Source organism: Enterococcus sp. FSL R5-0957 (assembly GCF_038008005.1).
In the GTDB taxonomy this organism is placed as follows: domain Bacteria; phylum Bacillota; class Bacilli; order Lactobacillales; family Enterococcaceae; genus Enterococcus_B; species Enterococcus_B faecium.
In genome coordinates this window covers 1,127,462-1,147,498 of sequence record NZ_JBBOYG010000001.1, presented here as the reverse complement: position 1 = coordinate 1,147,498, position 20,037 = coordinate 1,127,462, and the positions used below count along the sequence as shown (strand labels likewise).

Here is a 20,037-nt window from a genome sequence, read left to right as displayed (position 1 = left end):
ACGCCTCTTTTCTGCTAAAAATTGCTTCTTTATTCTATCATACTTTTTATCCTGGGTTAAACTACTGAAAGAAACAATATTCTCTATACAAATAAAAAGAGCCGCAACAAAGTCACAGCTCCTTCATTCTTTCCATTAGTCAGATTCCATGCCAAGGTCCTTCGTTGTTCTGATATTCAATATCTTGAAGAATACCTTCCTTGTCAAAAACAACCCCATGCAATGACCCTCCGAATACAGCCCCACCGTCCATTCCGATTTTATGATCCTGAATCCAGAGGTCTGTTGTCTGCATATCTCCATGGAGCATTGGTGTAATCGTATGTCCAAATATAATTGTCTTACCTGTATTGTTTTTCCCTTCATGAAATGGTTCCCTTATCCAAATAAAGTCTCTTAGACTTGTCTTACGCCAGTCTTTCTTTGTCAAATCCACACCGGCATGGACAAAAAGATAATTTTCCCATTCATAATACAAGGGGCGCTGGACTAAAAATTTAATCAGTTCTGAATATCTCGATTGGATCATCATCGAGATTTCAGTTGGGGAGTATTCCTCCGATGCCCCTGGGTGAAGCAGGCTTTCAAACGTTTCTTTTCCACCATTTCTCATATAAGGCGCATACCAGTCCTCCGGTGATTGCAGAAATTGCAAAAAATATTCTTCATGGTTTCCCCGGAGGTAAATGGCTCCTGTTTCTTCGACTAATTGCTTTCCTAATAAAAAACATTCTTTTGTACGAGGACCTCGATCATTGAGATCCCCTAATAAAACAAGCTGATGGATCTTTGGATCATAATAGTGAATAAGTTTTTCAAAAAGCTCATATTTGCCATGGACATCCCCAATAGCATAAAGTAATGATTTCATATAGATCACCATCCTCAACGCTAGTATAGCGCATATTGGAAATGGTCGACAATCAAAACTATTGTTTTCTATTTACTTAAAGCTGTAAACCGCAGTTCTGCTTCTTCTGGAGAGATTCCATGGTCTTGAACATAGCGATTGCGCGGATGTTTCGCACACTCTATGCTACATGCTCCTAAATGTTTTCCTTCATTTTCAATGGAAGCAAGAATCTGACGATTGCACTCAGGATTGCTACAATTGATATATCGTTCACATGGTGTTCCGTCAAACCAGTCGCGACCGACGATTTGTTTATCTACTTGGTTGATATCGACAGCGATCCGTTCATCAAACACATACATCTTGCCGTCCCATAATTCTCCTTGGACTTCAGGATCCTTACCATAAGTAGCAATACCGCCATGCAGCTGTCCGACATCTTTGAATCCTTCACGGACAAGCCAACCAGAAAACTTCTCGCAACGAATGCCACCAGTACAGTAGGTCACTACCCGTTTTTCCATAAATTCTTCTTTGTGCTCGCGGATCCAGTCTGGAAGCTCTCGAAAACTGCGTATATCTGGGCGTACAGCCCCTCGAAAATGTCCCAAGTCATATTCATAATCATTCCGTGCATCAATCACCACTGTCTGTTCATCTAAAATAGCTTCTTTAAATTCTTGCGGTGAAAGATAAGCACCTGTCACTTGGTTTGGATCAATGTCCTCTTCTAGCTTTAAACTTACAAGCTCTGGACGGTATCTTACAAACATCTTCTTAAAGGCATGTCCTTCGCTTGGATCGATCTTGAACATCGTATCAGCAAATCGAGGATCAGCTTTCATTGCTTCCATATAGGCAGTTGTGTTTTCAACGGTTCCAGACACAGTACCATTTATTCCTTCTTCAGCTACTAGAATACGACCTTTAAGATCCAAAGATTTGCAAAAGGCTAAATGATTTTTGGCAAATTCCTCTGGTTCTTCGATTTTTGTATAATTGTAATAAAGCAGTACTTGATAATCCATGTATTTCTTCCTTCCTTCTTTTCGTTCCTAAACAGTATAAAGAAGGCGTTCGCATTTGACGATTTATTTGCTTGTGTATAATTACGCATGGAAAGTTTTTTATTTACATAATATTATTATTTGAATTAAAAAGACTTCGCTTTCCTGTTCCGCACAGAAAAACAAAGTCTTCATTTCTATTATTTACCTGTAACCGCAAAGTAGTTGCCATCGGGATCAGCAAAGTTAAAGACATATTCTTCTCCAAGCTGTACCATATCACCTAATGTGACTGATTGCGTCTGCATTTTTTTATATAGTCCAAAGATATCTTTACTGTAAAACATCAAAGATGGGGCACTAGTAGCTGTGCCAGGTGAATGGGACTCAACAAATGCTCGATCATATAACAGAAATGAGGTTTGACTATCTTCAACTCCTACTTCAATTATAAGCGTCCCATCCATTTCTTGACGATCTTTTTCTGCAAAGCCAACTGCTCTCCAAAACGTTGCATTTTTTTCTACATCGTCCACATAAAGCATGATTTTTATTTCATTCGTAAACATCTGTTTCCTCCTAAACGATCTGTTCTAACATTCTCAACTTTGTCAGTTTACCATAGGAAAATGGGAAAATCTACGAAAGCTCTCAACAGAATCGTCCTACTTAAATACGCTTTTCTTTAATAATAAATAAGTTGGTTGTTTTTGTTATTTACGCTTGCACTTTTCGGAATAAATAATGTGTATTTATATGGAATAAATAAAAAAAAGAGGTCGTGACTAAAAACAAGTCACAACCTCTTGTTACTTAGTATTCTCATCTAAGTTACTTTTCTTATCATTTGACATCCAAAGATTTCTTCATTTCCAAATCGGCCTTTATTTGAGGATAAATATTATCTAGATGATAAAACATCATTGTTACTATCGAACAGATAATCAAGAGCATTGGTACATAAAGATACATCGCTTGAATGGCAAAAATTGCCTTTCCGGATTGTCTGATTTCTCCAGGTTGATACATTCCCCAAGCAAGTAAGGCACCCGCTACACCACCAGAAATTGCCTGTGCAACTTTCCCTAAAAAGCCATTAATTGCAGAAAGCGAACCAGAAACATTCACACCTGTCTTCCAAACACCAAAATCAACTGGATCTGCTTGCATCGAAAAATAAATACTTTCTTTTACTCCGTAACCAATGGCTGAAATAAAGGTACCAACAAGTATCAGTGTTATATTCTTAGCAGCAAACATGATAACTATCAATCCTAATAACTGGATACTTGCGGATAAAAGATATAAATTTCTTTTGCTTAATAGTTTAGCAAGTATAGGAACAAAAAAGTTTGCAAACATAGGAACAATTGACATAATCGTCGCTACGGTAATAGAAAGTGTCTTGCTTCCAATCACTACAGAAAAATAATAAACTGGTGCACTTGATTGAATAAAAAAACTGGTCCACATAAACAGGATATTGACTGCAAAGATCATCCAAGGTTTATTTTGCTTCAAAGACGTAAAGACCCTTTTGAATGAAGGATTTTTTGTTCCATGGACAGGCAATTCTCGAACAGCGGAGAATGTAAAAAAGAATAGTAGACAGCTGATTACGCCAAACATTCCCATGACAATCTTGAAGCCTAATTGTTCATTTCCCTTACCAAAAACAGCAACAAGTGTCAAAACAGATGAACTAACAATCGTTGCACCTAGGAAAGCAAAAAATTTTCGAGAAGTTGATAGTGCCGTTCTTTCTTCTGTATCATTTGTCAAACTTGGCAAAATCGATGCCATTGGTACATTTACTAATGTATATGCAAAAGACAAACCAAGATATGTGACATATGCATACACTAATTTTCCTGAATTAGAAAAATCAGGCACATTGAAACACAAAAAAGCAAAAAGTGCAAAAGGAACTGCTCCAAAAAGAAAATACGGTCGTGATTTTCCCCAGCGTGTATTCGTGTGATCGATCAAGTAGCCAACCAATAAATCTGTCACACCATCTACAAAACGTGTCACTACAAACATCAGGCTGATTGCTGCAGCGTTCAAATTCATGATATCCGTATAAAAATATAAGAGATAGAGCGAAATTACTTGCCAGATAAGATTACATGCGAAGTCAGATACCCCATAACCAATCCGTTGTCGCCATTTTGTCAACCACTTTCTTTTTAATAGACTCATTTGTGTTGTTTCCATAATAAGCCTCCTTTACTATATCTGCCAACAGAGATAACCGCTTTCATTTTTTCTTAAATCACGGATCAATTCATTAACAAGTAAGAACTGATCCATGTATTTTTCCTAATTAACTAACTATTTACCTATCAGATATTTCCCTATTAAATAGGCTGGTGTACAACTCCATGCATGACAATAACTATTTAAAATTGGGCTACCATATGGAGAAAAGGTTAAATCTTCTGGTTTAAAAGCTTCCCAAAATGTATCTGCACCTAATTCAATCATCTTTCCCCAATATTCTTTCATCAATTTTATAGCCTCTTCTTGACAATCGGCTATAAATAAAGCTTCCACCACATGATGATACATATAAGGTGTCGCAATTCCTTGAATTGGAAAATGATATTTAATCGTTTCTAGCATGATTTCCTTATTTGTTTGCTTGTCAAATACTTCGGCTAACACCATCCAAACTTGACTGGCAACATTTATTTCATTGTTTTTTTCAATGACAAACTGTTTTTTCTCATGATTAAATAGAGTTTGGTTTGAAAAGTTTATCATTTTTTCTAGTATTTCTTGATAGTACATTTCATTCGCTTCATTCGATAGTTTCGCGAGTTTTAAAAATCGTTTCAATGTATAGATCATGATTGCTTGTCCAGCAGTTGCTTTATCAAAATCATTCGACCAATCGACAAAGACAGGAAAATCTTCAGTCAGTACCAAACGCCCCTCAATATCAACTTGTTTTAGTGCTAAATCAATTGCCTTTTTAGCAACAAGATAAAGATCTGCTAAGACATTCTTATCTTTGGTATGCGCAACATAATCATATAAGGAAGTAACAAAAAAGAGGCTATAATCAAACAAAAACGTATCATCTGGTGTTAACTTAGGTTCTGTAAAAACATTAGCAGGTATTTTCCCTTCATTTGTCCGCATTCCGCCAAAAAGATACAAGCATCGTTTGACTAAAGACAAATCATTAAAAGTATAGTAATTAGCTAGTGCTTGAAGACGTAGATCGCCTAACCATAATCTTCGATCTCGTTTAGGACCATCTTCAAAGACGGTCTGCATGCAATCTAAAAGTGTTTTTACAGAAACATCGTAGATTGCCTTTAAAGTATTGTCTTCGATCGTCATCGTAGGTACTTGTGCCATTGAAACAGAACTTTTTGCTATAAATTTTGGACTACTAAAACTTGCTTGCCATTTAGGAGAGGTATCGATAACTGTTAGTTCTACATAACGACAGCTGTAGCGCCTAGGTAATTGCAGTGTAGTAGGTAACGTATCAAGATGAAGATATTCTTCTTGAATCCAGGAACGTGACAACCAGGCTTCGTAGTCCTCTGAACGGGCATATAATTCAGAAGGTACTTCTGCAAATTTCAAGCGTAAATACAAAGGTGCATCCATCGGTGAACCAACAGAATCGATATCAATACTAAATTGACCGACATAATGATCCCCTAAATCCAAGATGATGGACTCACCTCTTCCCAGTGAATACTGAGCTAATGTGCAGATGTCCTTTTGACTATCTTGAAGTTTAAACTCATTGGTACGTTGTTGTGCAGGAATTTTTTCAACAATTCGAATTGGTTGAATTTCTGTTTCAATTAGTTTTGGAATATTTTCTTCTGCTTTTTTCAATAATTTCTGATCATAATCCCAAACTACATCGTTATTTATTTGAAAAGTAAATGCCATATTTATTCTCCTCACTTGGTCAATTTTTCAAGCAGTGACATTAGTGTCTTGAAGATCTTCTGTCCCTCGTGTCTCAGATGTTCCATATTTCTTTTGTAACCGCATCATGACAATACCAGCAATTGTTGCTACTAAAACGATCCCAGCAAAGCCAATCATCGAAGATTGAATATGATCTGGCATTACTAAGTAAGGCGTAACAAATGCGAAAAGTCCACAACATAATCGTGAAAAACCATTGATAAATCCTTGCAATGATGCTCTTGTTTCTGCGGGAAATGATTCTTGTGTCCATACTTTATAAATGGCTTCCCCAGCTAAAGGATTACCAAAATTATAAAAAGCAATCGTCGTTGCCAAAGCAATAAAACCTGCGCCCCCACCGATTAAAACCATTCCGAGCATAGCTGCAAATTGAACGAAAGCACCTACAAAAAAAGCTTTATTTCGATATTTCCCACCAGAAATAGAAGTAAAAACAATCGTTGTACCTAAAGCAACAACATTCAAAATGATTCCTAATCCAGTTGCTTGTGTTTGACTAGCTCCAGCATTCGTTAAAGCATACGTTTGGAACTGCCCCCACGTATTTGCTAATAGATTCCAACATACATAAAAAGTAATGATAGCTAAAAAGAATCCTAAATATTTTCGCTTATTTTCTCCAAAAAGAACCGTTTTGAATGAGACTTCATGGTCATGTTCTGTCATTACCTTATTGGCAGCTTGGCGGATATACCCTTCTTCATGGAAAGTTTTGAACTTAGTAGAAAATGTGCGCCATAGCCATGTGATAACGGCAAATCCAAACAAAATAGCAAACACGAGCCGTGCACCTAATACACCTTGAACACCTGAAAGTAGGAAAGAACAAATGTACGAAATAAAAACACCAATCTGCCAAAAAATCTGTGTCGAAGAAACTAATTGCGCAGACGTTGTTTCATCTGGGGCATCATGAGAAACTACCGTTAAACTAATGGGCAAATCAGCACCAGAAGAAATACCCATGATGATTAATCCTGCGAGTAACATCAAAAAACTCGTTGAAAAAATACAAATTGCTGCACCAATACCATAAAAAAGGTTAAGCCAATTAAATGATCGAATCAGACCGAAACCTCTAGTAATATTTCCGGCAAACATGGAACCAAAAGCTATCGCAAAAGTTAAACTTCCTGAAAGAATCCCTACTTGCCCCGTTGTTAACTCTAACCCCTTTTGCCAAACTGGAATCGTTGCTGACAATCCAACGATACAACCTGATCCTAGCATTGATCCGATTCCTGCAGCGGTTGCTAAAGGAGAATACTTTTTGACGACTGAATTGTTTTTTTTATTCAAACTCAAACACTCCATTTCTGTTTTATCAGCTGATCAGCTTACAAGGCAATTGTAAGCGCACTACAACATTTCAGCCATGGTCTAAATACAGCTTTTTTTATCCAAACTACAGAAAAAGACTTTCCTTTTTCAGGAAAATCTTTTTGGAGTCAATGATGCATTAGATGATCTCTCATTTGTTTTGGTGTTCTATCTGTAAACCTGGCAAATAATTTATAGAGGGAAGGTAGCGAGTGAAAGCCAATATCATAGGCAATTTCTTCTATGCTTTTATCCGTTTCTTTCATCAATTCTAGTACTGTATGATATTTCGCAATATTGATCAACTCTTGAAATGTTCGTCCCGTCTCTTTCTTCAATTTATTTCCCATATAATTTGCATTATACCCAAATTCTTTAGCCAATGCTTTTAAGCTAAGATGCCTAAAGTTGGTTTCAATATACCTGATGATTTGGATAATCTCTTCATCTTTTTCTTGATAGTTATCCAAGCTTTCTTCTTCAATCACTCGAGTTAATTCAATAAGCAAAACTGACAACAACAAGTTTGCCTCTCGCATATAATAGCGTTTTTTATAAACATATTCCCAAACTAGTTTATGGAGGATCAGTTGAACTTCTTCATTTTTTCCACAATGAAAATGAAGAAATACGTCGTGTTTCCCTGATTTATTTGATGCGTTCATCAAAAATTCGTTCACTAATCCTGTCGATTTAACCATATTGATAATAATATCGGTCGTAATTGACTCATCTTTCAGTAAGATATTAATCAATAAATCATTTTCAGTTAATGGATCGATACGTTGGACAATGTCTTTATCCAATAAGATGATTTCTCCTTCTTTCAATTCTATCTTTGTTTCATTGACATACTGTGTACAGGTACCAGAAAGCATATAGTTAAATTCAACAAACTCATGTGTATGGTTAGGCATCGCTGAATAGCGATGATGTTTACTAATATAAATATTTCCTTCTTTAAAAAAATTATAGCCAGGCATTTTAGGCACATCAATTTCTCCAAATGGTAAATTTTGATCATTTACATTGTAGCCTTTTATGCGTTGAATTTTTTCAATTTCATTTTCTTGAAGAAAGATTTGTTTTAATTCTTCATACTTCATTTGTTTTCCTCCAACTAAAGTAAAATAAGTAGTGAGTAAGACCAAATAATCTTTTTATTAGTTTTAGGATAGCATAAAAAGTGAATTCTCTACATGAATTATTTATACGCCTACCATGATCTTCTGAGCTATTTATCTGATAAAATAAAAGCTAGTATAGAGAGTTTGATTCTTCACTGATAAGCTTAAAAGGATAGGTAAGTACGCAATTAAGTTTAAATGGTTGAACAAAACTATTAGATTAGGCCGAAAATCATGTAACTTATAGTCTCAACATACGTAAATAAGAAGGACGATTTTGTTCGAACTTTCTTTCACTCCTCACTATACTCCAAAAATAATCAAAACCACCCGTATGAACGGGTGGTTTGTTCTGCGACTGAAAGCCTCTTTTACCGGCCTAAGCCTGAAAGGCTTACCGAATCGGTTCCCTCTTGCTCCACATTTACTCGCTGCTTCTCAAAGAAGCCCTTAGTGTTTCTTCCGGTTTTTTCTCCAGTAAACGGATCAACTTCTTCAAACAATGTAAGCTGATTTGCTACGTGGTCTTCTCTTAATTGATTACGAATATATTCTGCAATTTTTTTCTTGTTTCGTCCTACTGTGTCCACATAATATCCTCTACACCAAAACTTTCTATTTCCATAACGATATTTGAGTTCTGCATGTCTATCAAAAATCATTAGACTACTTTTTCCTTTTAGGTAACCTAAAAATTGAGAGACACTTATTTTTGGTGGGATACTGACTAACATGTGTATATGATCTGGACAAGCATTTGCTTCTAAAATCTCAACGCCCTTTCTTTCGCATAATTCGCGTATAATCTCTCCAATACTTGCTTTGTATTTGCCATAAATGATTTGGTGACGAAATTCCGGAGCGAATACTATATGATACTTACATTTCCAAACAGTGTGTGATAAATTTTCTGTAGCCTTTTTCATAAAAAGGTACCTCCTAAACTTTTTGATGTGGTGGTCGGGAAACCTCATCTTATCAGTTTAGGTGGCTTTTTTTATACCTCGCTAGAAGCTTTCCGGAACCACCTGCATAGCAGGTGGTTTTCAAAACACACAAAAAAATATAGGGCAAAATCATCTATCGATGATTTTGCCCTATAATCTTAGTATATTTCCTAATATGTTTTAACTATGACTATGCATTCACATCGATCACTTTAGAATCATCATTGATGACATCGCGATCTAAATCTTTGATGCGTGCACTTGTCACGATACCAGCTACCATGCTACCGCTGACGTTTACTGCTGTACGTGCCATATCGATCAATGGTTCGACAGAGATAACTAACCCAACGATTGCTACTGGCAAGTTCATTGCCCCTAAAACGATCAGTGAAGCAAATGTTGCACCCCCACCGACTCCAGCTACACCAAAAGAACTGATTGTTACAATTGCCACAAGCATCAAAATAAATTCCAAACTAAAGACATTCACTCCAGCTGCTGGTGCGACGATCGTTGCCAACATAGCTGGATAAACGCCAGCACAGCCGTTTTGTCCAATAGACAAACCAAAACTTGCCGAGAAATTAGCTGTTGCATCATCTACTCCTAAAGCTTTTGTCTGAGTCTCGATATTCAATGGCAAAGCTCCAGCACTTGAACGTGAAGTAAACGCAAAGCTCAATACCGGAAAGGCTTTTTTGAAATAGTTGATTGGATTAACTTTTGCACCAATCAAAATCACTGAGTGGACAATCAAAACAGCAAGCAATGCTACGTAAGAAGCAACGACAAATTTACCTAAATTGACGATAGCTGCAAAATCACTTGTTGCCAAAACGTTTGTCATCAAAGCAAATACTCCATAAGGTGTCAAACGCAAAACAAGCGTCACGATCCGCATAATGATTTTATACAGACTGTCGATTAAATCTGAAAAGAATGCTGCTTCTTTTGGCGCTTTTCTTTTCACGCCTAGATAAGCGATTCCGACAAATGCCGCGAAAATAACGACTCCAATCGTACTTGTTGCACGACTACCTGCTAAATCAGCAAAGACGTTTTTAGGGATAAAGGATAAAATCTGCTGTGGAATCGATAAGTTTTCAACTGTTTCCTGACGTGTTGCCAGTTCAGAGATTCGTGCTGTTTCTGCAGCTCCTTGTGTGAATTTAGCTCCTTGGAGTCCGAACAGCATTGTTGAACCAATTCCGATCAATGCTGCAATAGCTGTTGTTCCAAGTAAAGAAGTCAATACAGTCGCACTAATTTTCCCTAGCTTTTCAGAAACTTTCATTTTTGTGAATGCACCAATGATCGAAATAAACACTAAAGGCATAACTAGCATTTGCAAGAATGATACATATCCTTGACCTACAATCCCGATCCATTCCATGGATTGAGTAACGACTTTGTCGTCTACACCAAAGATCAATTGAAGCAGACCGCCAAAAACGATACCAACTCCTAATGCTGTAAAGACGCGTGTTGAAAATTTTGTATGGCGCTTTTGCATACGATAGAACACATATAATAATGCCGCAAAAACTAGAACCACTAAAACTGTGATGAGTGTTGTCATTTTTCTCCTCCTCATATTATTAATGACAAGTCCATCGAAGGAAGTAAAGGTTCCCGAGAATGATTCTTCAACCATCCTCCTGAAAAAATTTTTTTCAGTGACTTTTATATTTTAGACGATTTTTATCGAAATGACATTCTTTTTGCTTACAATTAGTAATAAAAAAACATACCTATGATAGCTTTAATCTATCGCAGGTATGTTTTTACTGTCTATTCTTGTTTTTCTGATTGAAAATTCAATTTTACCCCAGGCTGATCTAAGGCGATCTCTGTCACCTCATAAGACATTCGGCGTACGATATCGAATAACGGTGCTACTAGCTCGTCCACTTCTTCTTGTGTGACATCATTTTGACCTTCAATTTTCCGATTGAGGATATGATTGATCTGACTCACACTTCCAGATAAAACATATGTATCAAACACTAAACGGAACTCTAAGCGTGCTCCTACGATGCTATGTTCTTTCGGATAGTTTTCGATCGTTTCTTTTAAAGGCGAGAAGCCCACTTTCAAATCTGTTTCTACTTCTTGGTTCGGCAATCTCATATCATAATGAAATGCTTCTACAACTTCTTTTTGTCTTCTGATTTCCATATAATTTTATCACTCCTTTATGAAAATTATAACATATCTCCTTTGAAAGGGGATACTACTTTTTAATGATGCTCTGCAAGGTAAGGATTTCATTCAGATTTCCTACCACATAATCTGCCGGGATCTCACCCAGAAAATGATCGATGTCGTAAAGACAAGTAGCGACTCCTGCATTTTTCCCTGCTTCGATATCTAAACGACGATCGCCGATCATCATCGTGTCTGTTCTTTCTAAATGAAAAGTATCGATCAAATAATTTAAAGATGCTGGATCAGGTTTACGAGGAAAGTCCTGATCGATCCCTACTACTTCCTCAATCAGATGTGCCAATCGATGTTCTTTTAACAGGCCCCATGTTGATTCTGTCAAACGGTGGGTCAGGATGAAATGACGACCGCCGTTGTCTTTTAGCATTTCCAGTACTTGTTTCGTTTCTGGAAATGGACGGGAAACTTCCGTACTTTCTTTTTCATATCGGTGAAATAATTCATTAAACTCTCTGGCATTCAAGTTTGATTCATTGATCAAATAACTAGTAGAATACTTTTTCATTTTGAAGTAGATTTCTTTTTTGTCCATACTGATACCAAAATCTTTTAGTGCTTGCCATGCACCATCTACCATTGCGGGATACGTATCAAACAATGTACCATCAAAGTCCCATATATAATTTTTCATGTTCCTTTTGTTCCATTCCTTTGCTTCTTTTTTCTATCTCTCACTTTTAGATAAAGGTGTTCTTTAAAGTATTTTTTTGTCCAGAATTGTCAAATCATCTGCTAATGTATACTGGATTGGTTGTGCATTTGGGATATCGATCGTATCCATTTGATCTTCAGGAACATCTTCTAAATATTTTGTCAGTGCTCGGATGCTATTACCATGACCCACAACTAGTAAATCTTGCCGATCTTTTAGTTTTGGTGCTAGATGATCTTGCCATAAGGGAATGATCCGATTCACTGTCATTTTCAGACTTTCTCCGTATGGGATCAAATGCGGATCCAAGTGATCATATCTGCGGTCAAATCTATTTTCTGCGGTTAACGGCGGAACTTCCGTATATCCTCTGCGCCATGTTTTTACTTGATCTTTTCCGTATATTTCTTTCATCTTATCTTTGTTTTTACCCACAAGATCCCCATAATGCCGTTCATTTAGACGCCATGTTTTTATTATAGGAAGCCATAACTGACCCATTTCTTCTAGTGCGACTTGTCCGGTAAGAATCGCACGTTTTAAAACAGAGGTATAAACGGCATCGAATTGAAGTCCGGCTTCAAGCATTTTTTGACCGGCTACTGCTGCTTGTTCTTTTCCTTTTTCTGTTAAGGCGACATCTAGCCATCCTGTCCAGTAATTTTCAAAATTTGCTTCGCTTTCGCCATGACGCAATAATACTAATTTCATTCTTTTCTCCCTTAAACATTCGTTTCGAATTTTATACCACATGTTTTGCATGTCACGCGTATTCGTCCTTTTCCTTTAGGTGCACGCTGCTTTTGATGACAATTCGGGCACTCAAAAAAAGTATAACTTTTTCGATCCATTTTAGCTTGCTTTTTGTTTGTTATCTGATGATATTTTTCTTTGACTCTATCAAGATATTTCAAATAACGTTGATTCTCATTTAGTCTGGGGTAGATTTTTTTTGATAGGAAACGAAATATCATCCATCCGAAAAAGACGATGAACAACAATTGTCCGATTCTATAGGGCAACCAACGACTTAGCAAACTAAAGACAAGCGCAGCGATCAATAGACCGCGATTCAACTGATCGAATTTCGCATATCTTCCCTGCATAAGTTTGTGATAGTTCTGCTGAAATCGTATTAGCCTTTCTAACCATGTTTGCATCATATTATCTCCTCCATCATCTAATATTTATTATGACAAAAAAATCCAAAAAGAAAAAGCCTTAATTGGCCTTTTCCATTGCAACTTGATGAAGGACATTCCGATTTCTGGTAAAGTCAATCACAATCACTTTCTTTTTATCTTCTCTGTTGACTACTCGAAATGTGTCCGTCAATGGAAGAAACAGCTTCTTAGATGGTAGCTGTTGCATACGTATAAAACGATGGATCATCGTAATCAATTGAGGAAATTGAATAGACGTGTGAAGCAGACCTGGATATTTTTTCAACAGCTGTGTCGTTTTGATCAGATTCCGTTTTTTACTGATCACTTTTAAAAAGCTTTTTAGAATCTTTTGCTGACGTCTAAAAATAGAAAAAGAATTTTCGTCATCTATTTGATAACGCATTTGTTTTTGCAGTTCTGCTGCAGTCAGATGGATCTTCCCATCGTTTGTATCGATCATTAAACCTTCTGGAAACAGTTCAACCACTGCTCGATCCCAAGATTCAAGAGAAAGCTCGATATAATCTTTTACTGGTAATTCCAATTCTACCTTAAAAAAGTGCAAAACAGCCGACAGCCCTTCTGCTTGATAGATTTCTCCTAATGTTAGCCCCTCTAGATGGAACTCTGGTGAAAAATGCAGCAATGTTTTATTTTCCTGCAATTGAACATATAGAAATGTAGATCGCTCAATCAGAGTATCTTTTAAAACAACTAAAAAATTCATTTTTCTCCCCCTTTTTTCATCATTTTTAAAATAGCATATTTTGAAAAGAAAGTCTGATGCTTAGAGTAGAATTTCATAAAAATTTACTATTTCATAAGTATTCACGAGAAAAATACAAACAAAAAAGCGGAAATAACGCTCATCCGCCTTCTTGTTTATGTTTATTTCCTCTTCAAACGCTTGTCTATAATTCAGACTTTTCTCTATCGTTATTTTCATCTAAAAGTTCTTGCATTCCGATAATTTCTCGATATTGATGAATCTTAGTGATACCAATGACTTTGTCTACATCAATACTAAAACAAATACCATTACCTGGAATATCGATGTTGATGCCTTGACCAATCGCATCCATTACTTTATTCGTCAAACTATCGGGTACTAATGTCAACACAATATCTTTTTCTGGCGAAATGTCCAAACCTAAAAATTTCCCTGAATCATGTACACCAGAACCTCTTCCATGTAAGATCGTTCCGCCTGCTGCACCTGCTTCTTTTGAAAAGTCGATAACATCTTCGCCCATTCCTCCGTCAACGATCGTCACAATCATGTGAAGATTCAATGCTACAAGATCTTTCATTTGCTTTCCCCCAATTTTTGCAACGCCGATTGTAAAATTAAGCTAGACAACTAAAAAAGCCATTTGTGCTACACTCAAAATAGTTCTGACCAAAGAATTATAAGGAGTGAGTACAAATGACCTATACCCATCTTACAACGGATGAACTTGTAATGATAGAGTCTTATTTCAAAATAAATCAATCTGTTGCGAAAACTGCGCATTGCTTGAATCGTTCAAGACAAACGATCCATAAAGTATACCTATTCTTCAAGCAAGGAAAATCAGCCTTAGAATACTATCAACAGTATAAGAAAAACAAATCAAACTGTGGTAGACGCCCGCTTGTTTTACCCGAGGAACAATCAGAATATATTCAAAGAAAGGTTGTTCAAGGATGGACACCCGATGTGATTGTTGGTCGTGCAGCGTTTCCTATTCGTTGTTCTGCTCGTACCATTTATCGTATGTTCAAAAAGGGGCTATTTAATCCTTCTGACTTACCGATGAAAGGCAAGCGTAAACCGAATGGACATCAAGAAAGGCGTGGAAAACAAGCTTTCCGCCGCTCTATTCATGAACGTGAAAAAGATTATAGCCAATTCTCAAATGAGTTTGGTCACCTTGAAGGTGACACTATCGTAGGTCTGAAACATAAAAGTGCTGTAATTACCTTAGTTGAACGATTATCAAAAGTTATCATTACATTGAAACCGTGTGGTAGACAAGCGATTGATATTGAAAAAAAATTAAATCATTGGTTTGAATCTGTACCGAAAAATCTATTCAAATCCATCACTTTTGATTGTGGAAAGGAATTTTCAAATTGGAAACAAATCAGTAATGCCAATGATATTGCCATTTATTTCGCTGATCCAGGAACACCGTCTCAAAGAGGCCTAAACGAGAATTCTAACGGATTGTTACGTAGAGATGGTTTATTGAAATCTATGGATTTCAATTCAGTAGATGAATCTTTTATTCAATCTGTCACATCTAAACGAAATAATATTCCTAGAAAATCACTGGATTATCGAACACCTTTGGAAGTATTTTTGAGTTACGTAAGTATTGATGATTTGTCTAACTTAATTTGACAATTAAGACAATCTTTCTTTTTCGATTCTGTCTTTTTCATCTTTTCGTTTATAAATATATCCTAGTACTAAAGTGGATAATATTGGTGTCAATGCAATCATTGCAACCACACCAAACCCGTCAATGATCGGATCTCTTCCTTCAATTTGTGCAGCGATTGCCACGCTCATTGATAAAATAAATGTCGAACACATCGGGCCCGTTGCTACTCCACCGTTATCAAAAGCCATTGCTAAAAAGATCTTGTCCACTTTTCGTCCTAAAATAAATGCTAGCCCATATCCTGGGATCAAGAAATAATAAAGAGAGAATCCGACGAGCAAACGCCACATAGACAACCCTACTGCTGCGCCAATCCCAATCGAAATCACCATCAGCATGACTTTCGACCGGATCCTTCCTTCACTCAATTCTTCAACCTGTTTGACCATTACATGAATCGCCGGCTCAGCAAACCCTACTAAGAACCCCATTAAAAAGCCAAGGGGAACCAGTATATAATTGTAAGGCAATCCCGCAATAGCACTGCCTAAATGCTGTCCTACCGGTACATAAGCCATATTGACTCCGTGCAGGAAAAGAATCAACCCAATAGTCGTTATCAAGAAACCTTTCATAATGTCAAAGAAACGCTTTTTGCGCATACGAAAACTAATGATATTCATTAAAACAAATAGGATTACGATAGGTGCCACTGCCAAAATGACTTCCATGGTAACGATTTCGATTCCATCTATCACTTGCTGCCAGAAACTCATTGGAAGATCACCCCCAAAATCATCACGGCAAGAATCGGCCCTAACGAAGCAATACCGACCATTCCAAAACTGTCATTTTCATTTTTCTTTTGTTTGATCATGCTAGTCATCCCTCCGGCAAGGGCCAAAGTAAACGGAACAGTTACTGGACCAGTAGTTACTCCGCCCGAATCAAAAGCAATCGGCATAAATTCGGAACTGGTGAAAAATGAGGCGATCAAAACGCCTATGTAGCCTATAGCCATCAATTGATAATAGGATAGCTTGAATACGACCCGAAGTAGCGCAAAGGCTAAAAATACTCCAGTGCCGACGCTGACGATCCCAATCAGCAACACTCTGCCAATCTCTCCGTCAGATATATCATATACTTGTTGTCCCAAAACTTGCACGGAAGGTTCAGCAATCGTGATCACGATCCCGATAGCAAATCCCAAACTGACCAAAACAGTCAAACTTTTCTTTTTGATCATATATTTCCCTACTAGATCTCCGACTTCCATCATAGAATAATCTGCTCCAAACAAAAAGAGCGTCATTCCGATCATCATGATTGCCGCACCAACCAGAAATGAAGCGAGGTCTTCTCCTTCTAACGGTGCAAAAACAAACGTTAAGATGACAATCAGGACAGTCATCGGCAATATAGCAGCAATCACTTCTTTAAAATTTTTTAGCATGTATCCTCCTCCTTTACTCTTTAAGTTTACCTTAAAATGAAAGAGTTTTCGAACACAAACTTAAAACGTTATCATTTAATTTTTCTCAACATAAAATAACACGCGTCCCAAAAGTATCTTTTTACTTGGAAAAATGACTTTGAAGGAACGCGCTTATTGTGTTTTTTTTATTTTACAGAGCCGATCATTCCTTGAACGAATTGCTTTTGCAAAACAAAAAATACGATGGTAGTTGGTAAAGTAGCGATGACTAATCCAGCCATGATCATTCCATAGTCTGGTGTATAGGAAGCACCCATAGCAGATAAAACAAGCGGAACCGTCCGTTTATCAGGAGATTGCAAAGCTACTAAGGGCCATAAATAATTGTTCCAGCTACTCATGAATGTGATGATTGCAGCCGCGGCATAGGTATTTTTAGCCGTCGGCATATACACTCTAAAAAAATACTTAGTTCTTTTAGACCGTCTAATCGAGCGGCTTCTACTAGATCTTTTGGGAAAGATTTAACATTTTGTCGAAAGAAGAAGATCAAAAAAGCAGTGCTAACAGATGGCAGGATGACAACCAAGAAACTGTTGATTCCCAAAACCGTTCCGTTCAATTGTGAAAACATTCGATACAAAGGGATCATCAATGCCGCAAAAGGAACCATCATCGATAGCAGTAGAATATTGAAAATTAGGTCTTTTCGTTTACTTTGATAAATCTCAAATCCATATCCTGCCATTGACGAAATCAGCAATGCAAACACAGTGGTCACCAAAGCGATCATCGCTGAATTCCAAAGGGAACGAGTAAAATTCAGCTCATTGGAAAACAAATTTTGAAAATTGATGATCAAGTTACTGCCAATCTTTATTTTTCCCGATGTGATATCCACGGGTGTATTCGTCATTCCCAAAACCATCCAGACAAAAGGGAAAATGGAAATAAATGATAGGATGCTTAATGCTGTATACTTTAATACTGACCCAATTGTCGAACGAAGTTCTAATGCTTGTTTTTTGACGTTGGGGCGTTCGATTGTTTCTTTTTCTACCATATTTTTCATCGACTTTCTCCTCCTACTTTCGTTTGGATTATCGACAATATCACAATAAAGGAAACAATAACAAAGGAAACTGCTGCCGCATATCCAAAATTAGGCGTGAATTTATAACTCAAATTATAGATGTATTGAGATAGGGTGGTCGTTGCATTTGCTGGTCCCCCGCCAGTAATATTTTGTACTTCATCAAAAAGCTGCAATGTCCCGATCGTCGAAGTAATGGAAGTAAACAAAATGATTGGTTTTAAATTTGGGATCGTCACTTTGATAAACTGCTGCCATTTAGAAGCACCGTCAATAGATGCTGCTTCATAAATCTCCGAATCAATATTTTGCATGCCTGAAAGGAAAAAAATCATATTGTATCCAGTCCAACGCCAAGTGATCGAAAGAATGATCAGAACTCTCGCCCAAATTGGATGAGTCAACCAGCCAATCGGTGTGTCAATCATACCAATGCCCAACAACAAGTTGTTTACAAGGCCAGATTGAGAAAATAGACTTTTCATGATCAGAGAATAACTGACCATCGAAGTGATACATGGAAGAAAGATAGCGGTTCGAAACAACCCTTTATATTTCAACTTTTTATCATTTAAAAGGTTGGAAATAAAAAGTGCTAGAAACAACATGATCGGTACTTGTACAAGTAAATACAGGAATGTATTAAAAAAAGCTTTTTTAAAAATTGCATCTGTCAACATCCGCTGATAATTACCTAACCCGTTAAATGTCATATTGACAGGGGGACCACTTTGAAAAGACGTGATCAAAGCCAAAACCATCGGAATAAAAACCATGATTGATATCAAAATGACTGGCAAGACGCGAATTGTAAAATTAAGTTAGAAAAATAAAAAGGCATTTATGGTACACTCAAATTGTATTTCCGACGAAAGAAAACAAAGGAGTGTAACCATAAATGACCTACAAACATCTTACCATAGACGAACTGACAATGATAGAATCATATTATCTTCAACATAATAAGCCGGTTGAAATCGCTAACCGAATGGGACGTGCTATACAAACTATTTATAGTGTAGTCAATAAGTTCAACCAAGGCAAGACTGCTCTTGATTATTGGCACCAGTATAAAGAAAATAAGAAAAAATGTGGGAGAAAAGTCATTCAATTACCTGCTCATGAAGTAGATTACATTAAAGAGAAAGTCACTCTTGGTTGGACGCCTGACGTCATTATCGGGCGAAAAGAAAGGCCTGTTTCATGCGGTATGAGAACACTTTATCGTTTATTTTCTAAAGGAATATTTGATATTGACACACTACCGATGAAAGGTAAAAGAAAACCCAATGGCCATCAGGAAAAACGGGGAAAACAACAGTATCAGCGCTCAATCCATGATCGACCTGATAATTATCCTGATTTCAATTCTGAGTTTGGTCACCTTGAAGGTGATACGATCGTTGGCATTCATCATAAAAGTGCCGTCATTACTTTAGTTGAAAGATTATCTAAAGTCATTATCACGATTAAACCCAACGGCCGTAAGGCATTAGATATTGAAACTGCCCTTAATCAATGGTTTTCTCGCTTCCCTAAAAACTTCTTTAAATCTATTACGTTTGACTGTGGAAAAGAATTTTCTAACTGGAAAGCCATTAGTAACCAACATGATATTGATATATATTTTGCGGACCCTGGAACACCTTCTCAACGCCCATTAAACGAGAATTCTAACGGGATTCTGCGTCGTAATGGACTGCCGAAATCAATGGATTTTAGAGAAGTGAATCAGACATTTATTTCCAGTGTCAGCAATCAACGTAATCATATTCCAAGAAAATCATTGAATTACAGAACACCAATCGAAATATTTTTGAGCTATGTACAAGAAGCATTTTATTCTAGCTTAATTTGACAAATCATAAAA

At 36.9% G+C, this 20,037-nt stretch carries 19 protein-coding genes and 2 pseudogenes; 2 read left to right on the top strand and 19 right to left on the bottom strand.

What is annotated here, in order from left to right:
* Positions 1 to 139: 139 nt before the first annotated feature.
* The 15 genes and pseudogenes from MKX69_RS05480 to MKX69_RS05410 form a co-directional block, all read right to left on the bottom strand.
* The gene (locus tag MKX69_RS05480; protein WP_341009191.1) at positions 140 to 871 is read right to left on the bottom strand and encodes a metallophosphoesterase; all 732 of its coding nucleotides are present in this window, start codon (positions 869 to 871) and stop codon (positions 140 to 142) included.
* 68 nt (positions 872 to 939) lie between these two features.
* Positions 940 to 1,881, bottom strand: a complete 942-nt coding sequence (gene trhO / locus MKX69_RS05475) for an oxygen-dependent tRNA uridine(34) hydroxylase TrhO (RefSeq protein ID WP_341009189.1) — start codon at positions 1,879 to 1,881, stop codon at positions 940 to 942.
* 179 nt (positions 1,882 to 2,060) lie between these two features.
* On the bottom strand, positions 2,061 to 2,429 hold the full coding sequence (locus tag MKX69_RS05470; RefSeq protein WP_002296407.1) for a lactoylglutathione lyase: 369 nt from the start codon (positions 2,427 to 2,429) through the stop codon (positions 2,061 to 2,063).
* A 274-nt stretch (positions 2,430 to 2,703) separates the two neighbouring features.
* Complete coding sequence (locus tag MKX69_RS05465) at positions 2,704 to 4,077, bottom strand: MFS transporter (RefSeq protein ID WP_341009187.1); 1,374 nt, start codon at positions 4,075 to 4,077, stop codon at positions 2,704 to 2,706.
* 117 nt (positions 4,078 to 4,194) lie between these two features.
* Positions 4,195 to 5,781 carry an alpha-L-rhamnosidase-related protein gene (locus MKX69_RS05460; RefSeq protein WP_341009185.1) on the bottom strand — a complete coding sequence of 529 codons (1,587 nt, stop codon included), beginning with the start codon at positions 5,779 to 5,781 and terminating at the stop codon, positions 4,195 to 4,197.
* Positions 5,782 to 5,808: 27 nt separating this feature from the next.
* Complete coding sequence (locus MKX69_RS05455; RefSeq protein ID WP_181212532.1) at positions 5,809 to 7,140, bottom strand: MFS transporter; 1,332 nt, start codon at positions 7,138 to 7,140, stop codon at positions 5,809 to 5,811.
* A gap of 134 nt (positions 7,141 to 7,274) precedes the next feature.
* Positions 7,275 to 8,252 (bottom strand): AraC family transcriptional regulator, encoded by a 978-nt coding sequence (locus tag MKX69_RS05450; RefSeq protein ID WP_181212531.1) that lies wholly within the window; start codon positions 8,250 to 8,252, stop codon positions 7,275 to 7,277.
* Between the two features lie 488 nt (positions 8,253 to 8,740).
* Positions 8,741 to 9,199, bottom strand: a pseudogene (gene tnpA, locus MKX69_RS05445) (IS200/IS605 family transposase); the annotation flags it as partial.
* A gap of 211 nt (positions 9,200 to 9,410) precedes the next feature.
* Complete coding sequence (locus tag MKX69_RS05440; protein ID WP_341009181.1) at positions 9,411 to 10,802, bottom strand: L-cystine transporter; 1,392 nt, start codon at positions 10,800 to 10,802, stop codon at positions 9,411 to 9,413.
* Between the two features lie 212 nt (positions 10,803 to 11,014).
* Positions 11,015 to 11,401 carry a DUF1149 family protein gene (locus MKX69_RS05435; protein ID WP_002291995.1) on the bottom strand — a complete coding sequence of 129 codons (387 nt, stop codon included), beginning with the start codon at positions 11,399 to 11,401 and terminating at the stop codon, positions 11,015 to 11,017.
* Positions 11,402 to 11,456: 55 nt separating this feature from the next.
* Complete coding sequence (locus tag MKX69_RS05430; protein WP_002295196.1) at positions 11,457 to 12,080, bottom strand: HAD-IA family hydrolase; 624 nt, start codon at positions 12,078 to 12,080, stop codon at positions 11,457 to 11,459.
* Between the two features lie 63 nt (positions 12,081 to 12,143).
* Positions 12,144 to 12,812: a 2,3-bisphosphoglycerate-dependent phosphoglycerate mutase gene (locus MKX69_RS05425; protein ID WP_341009177.1), complete on the bottom strand. Its 669-nt coding sequence runs from the start codon at positions 12,810 to 12,812 to the stop codon at positions 12,144 to 12,146.
* An 11-nt stretch (positions 12,813 to 12,823) separates the two neighbouring features.
* Complete coding sequence (locus MKX69_RS05420) at positions 12,824 to 13,264, bottom strand: hypothetical protein (protein WP_002324957.1); 441 nt, start codon at positions 13,262 to 13,264, stop codon at positions 12,824 to 12,826.
* A 58-nt stretch (positions 13,265 to 13,322) separates the two neighbouring features.
* Positions 13,323 to 13,994, bottom strand: a complete 672-nt coding sequence (locus tag MKX69_RS05415; protein ID WP_002295199.1) for a transcriptional regulator — start codon at positions 13,992 to 13,994, stop codon at positions 13,323 to 13,325.
* A gap of 184 nt (positions 13,995 to 14,178) precedes the next feature.
* Positions 14,179 to 14,577 carry a P-II family nitrogen regulator gene (locus MKX69_RS05410; protein WP_010724186.1) on the bottom strand — a complete coding sequence of 133 codons (399 nt, stop codon included), beginning with the start codon at positions 14,575 to 14,577 and terminating at the stop codon, positions 14,179 to 14,181.
* Between the two features lie 116 nt (positions 14,578 to 14,693).
* Here MKX69_RS05410 and MKX69_RS05405 point away from each other — a divergent pair, with 116 nt between their 5' ends.
* Positions 14,694 to 15,653, top strand: a complete 960-nt coding sequence (locus tag MKX69_RS05405) for an IS30 family transposase (RefSeq protein ID WP_002330482.1) — start codon at positions 14,694 to 14,696, stop codon at positions 15,651 to 15,653.
* A gap of 3 nt (positions 15,654 to 15,656) precedes the next feature.
* Here the strand turns inward: MKX69_RS05405 and MKX69_RS05400 are convergent, their stop codons facing one another.
* The 4 genes and pseudogenes from MKX69_RS05400 to MKX69_RS05385 form a co-directional block, all read right to left on the bottom strand.
* Positions 15,657 to 16,412: a DUF1538 domain-containing protein gene (locus tag MKX69_RS05400; protein WP_341009173.1), complete on the bottom strand. Its 756-nt coding sequence runs from the start codon at positions 16,410 to 16,412 to the stop codon at positions 15,657 to 15,659.
* Positions 16,409 to 17,092, bottom strand: a complete 684-nt coding sequence (locus MKX69_RS05395) for a DUF1538 domain-containing protein (protein WP_341009171.1) — start codon at positions 17,090 to 17,092, stop codon at positions 16,409 to 16,411. Before MKX69_RS05395 ends, MKX69_RS05400 begins: the two co-directional genes overlap by 4 nt.
* 167 nt (positions 17,093 to 17,259) lie before the next feature.
* Positions 17,260 to 18,146 (bottom strand): annotated as a pseudogene (locus MKX69_RS05390) (carbohydrate ABC transporter permease).
* A complete protein-coding gene (locus MKX69_RS05385) occupies positions 18,143 to 18,976 on the bottom strand; it encodes a carbohydrate ABC transporter permease (protein WP_341010502.1) in 834 nt (277 codons plus the stop codon). Before MKX69_RS05385 ends, MKX69_RS05390 begins: the two are co-directional and overlap by 4 nt.
* Before the next feature lie 89 nt (positions 18,977 to 19,065).
* Between MKX69_RS05385 and MKX69_RS05380 the strand changes: the two genes are divergently transcribed.
* Positions 19,066 to 20,025: an IS30-like element IS6770 family transposase gene (locus MKX69_RS05380; protein ID WP_002362389.1), complete on the top strand. Its 960-nt coding sequence runs from the start codon at positions 19,066 to 19,068 to the stop codon at positions 20,023 to 20,025.
* Positions 20,026 to 20,037 lie beyond the last annotated feature (12 nt).

Bases quoted from the DNA above. Each gene is read 5' to 3' on its own strand.
- MKX69_RS05480 (WP_341009191.1), bottom strand. From the start codon at position 871: ATGAAATCATTACTTTATGCTATTGGGGATGTCCATGGCAAATATGAG.
- trhO (WP_341009189.1), bottom strand. From the start codon at position 1,881: ATGGATTATCAAGTACTGCTTTATTACAATTATACAAAAATCGAAGAA.
- MKX69_RS05470 (WP_002296407.1), bottom strand. From the start codon at position 2,429: ATGTTTACGAATGAAATAAAAATCATGCTTTATGTGGACGATGTAGAA.
- MKX69_RS05465 (WP_341009187.1), bottom strand. From the start codon at position 4,077: ATGGAAACAACACAAATGAGTCTATTAAAAAGAAAGTGGTTGACAAAA.
- MKX69_RS05460 (WP_341009185.1), bottom strand. From the start codon at position 5,781: ATGGCATTTACTTTTCAAATAAATAACGATGTAGTTTGGGATTATGAT.
- MKX69_RS05455 (WP_181212532.1), bottom strand. From the start codon at position 7,140: ATGGAGTGTTTGAGTTTGAATAAAAAAAACAATTCAGTCGTCAAAAAG.
- MKX69_RS05450 (WP_181212531.1), bottom strand. From the start codon at position 8,252: ATGAAGTATGAAGAATTAAAACAAATCTTTCTTCAAGAAAATGAAATT.
- MKX69_RS05440 (WP_341009181.1), bottom strand. From the start codon at position 10,802: ATGACAACACTCATCACAGTTTTAGTGGTTCTAGTTTTTGCGGCATTA.
- MKX69_RS05435 (WP_002291995.1), bottom strand. From the start codon at position 11,401: ATGGAAATCAGAAGACAAAAAGAAGTTGTAGAAGCATTTCATTATGAT.
- MKX69_RS05430 (WP_002295196.1), bottom strand. From the start codon at position 12,080: ATGAAAAATTATATATGGGACTTTGATGGTACATTGTTTGATACGTAT.
- MKX69_RS05425 (WP_341009177.1), bottom strand. From the start codon at position 12,812: ATGAAATTAGTATTATTGCGTCATGGCGAAAGCGAAGCAAATTTTGAA.
- MKX69_RS05420 (WP_002324957.1), bottom strand. From the start codon at position 13,264: ATGATGCAAACATGGTTAGAAAGGCTAATACGATTTCAGCAGAACTAT.
- MKX69_RS05415 (WP_002295199.1), bottom strand. From the start codon at position 13,994: ATGAATTTTTTAGTTGTTTTAAAAGATACTCTGATTGAGCGATCTACA.
- MKX69_RS05410 (WP_010724186.1), bottom strand. From the start codon at position 14,577: ATGAAAGATCTTGTAGCATTGAATCTTCACATGATTGTGACGATCGTT.
- MKX69_RS05405 (WP_002330482.1), top strand. From the start codon at position 14,694: ATGACCTATACCCATCTTACAACGGATGAACTTGTAATGATAGAGTCT.
- MKX69_RS05400 (WP_341009173.1), bottom strand. From the start codon at position 16,412: ATGAGTTTCTGGCAGCAAGTGATAGATGGAATCGAAATCGTTACCATG.
- MKX69_RS05395 (WP_341009171.1), bottom strand. From the start codon at position 17,092: ATGCTAAAAAATTTTAAAGAAGTGATTGCTGCTATATTGCCGATGACT.
- MKX69_RS05380 (WP_002362389.1), top strand. From the start codon at position 19,066: ATGACCTACAAACATCTTACCATAGACGAACTGACAATGATAGAATCA.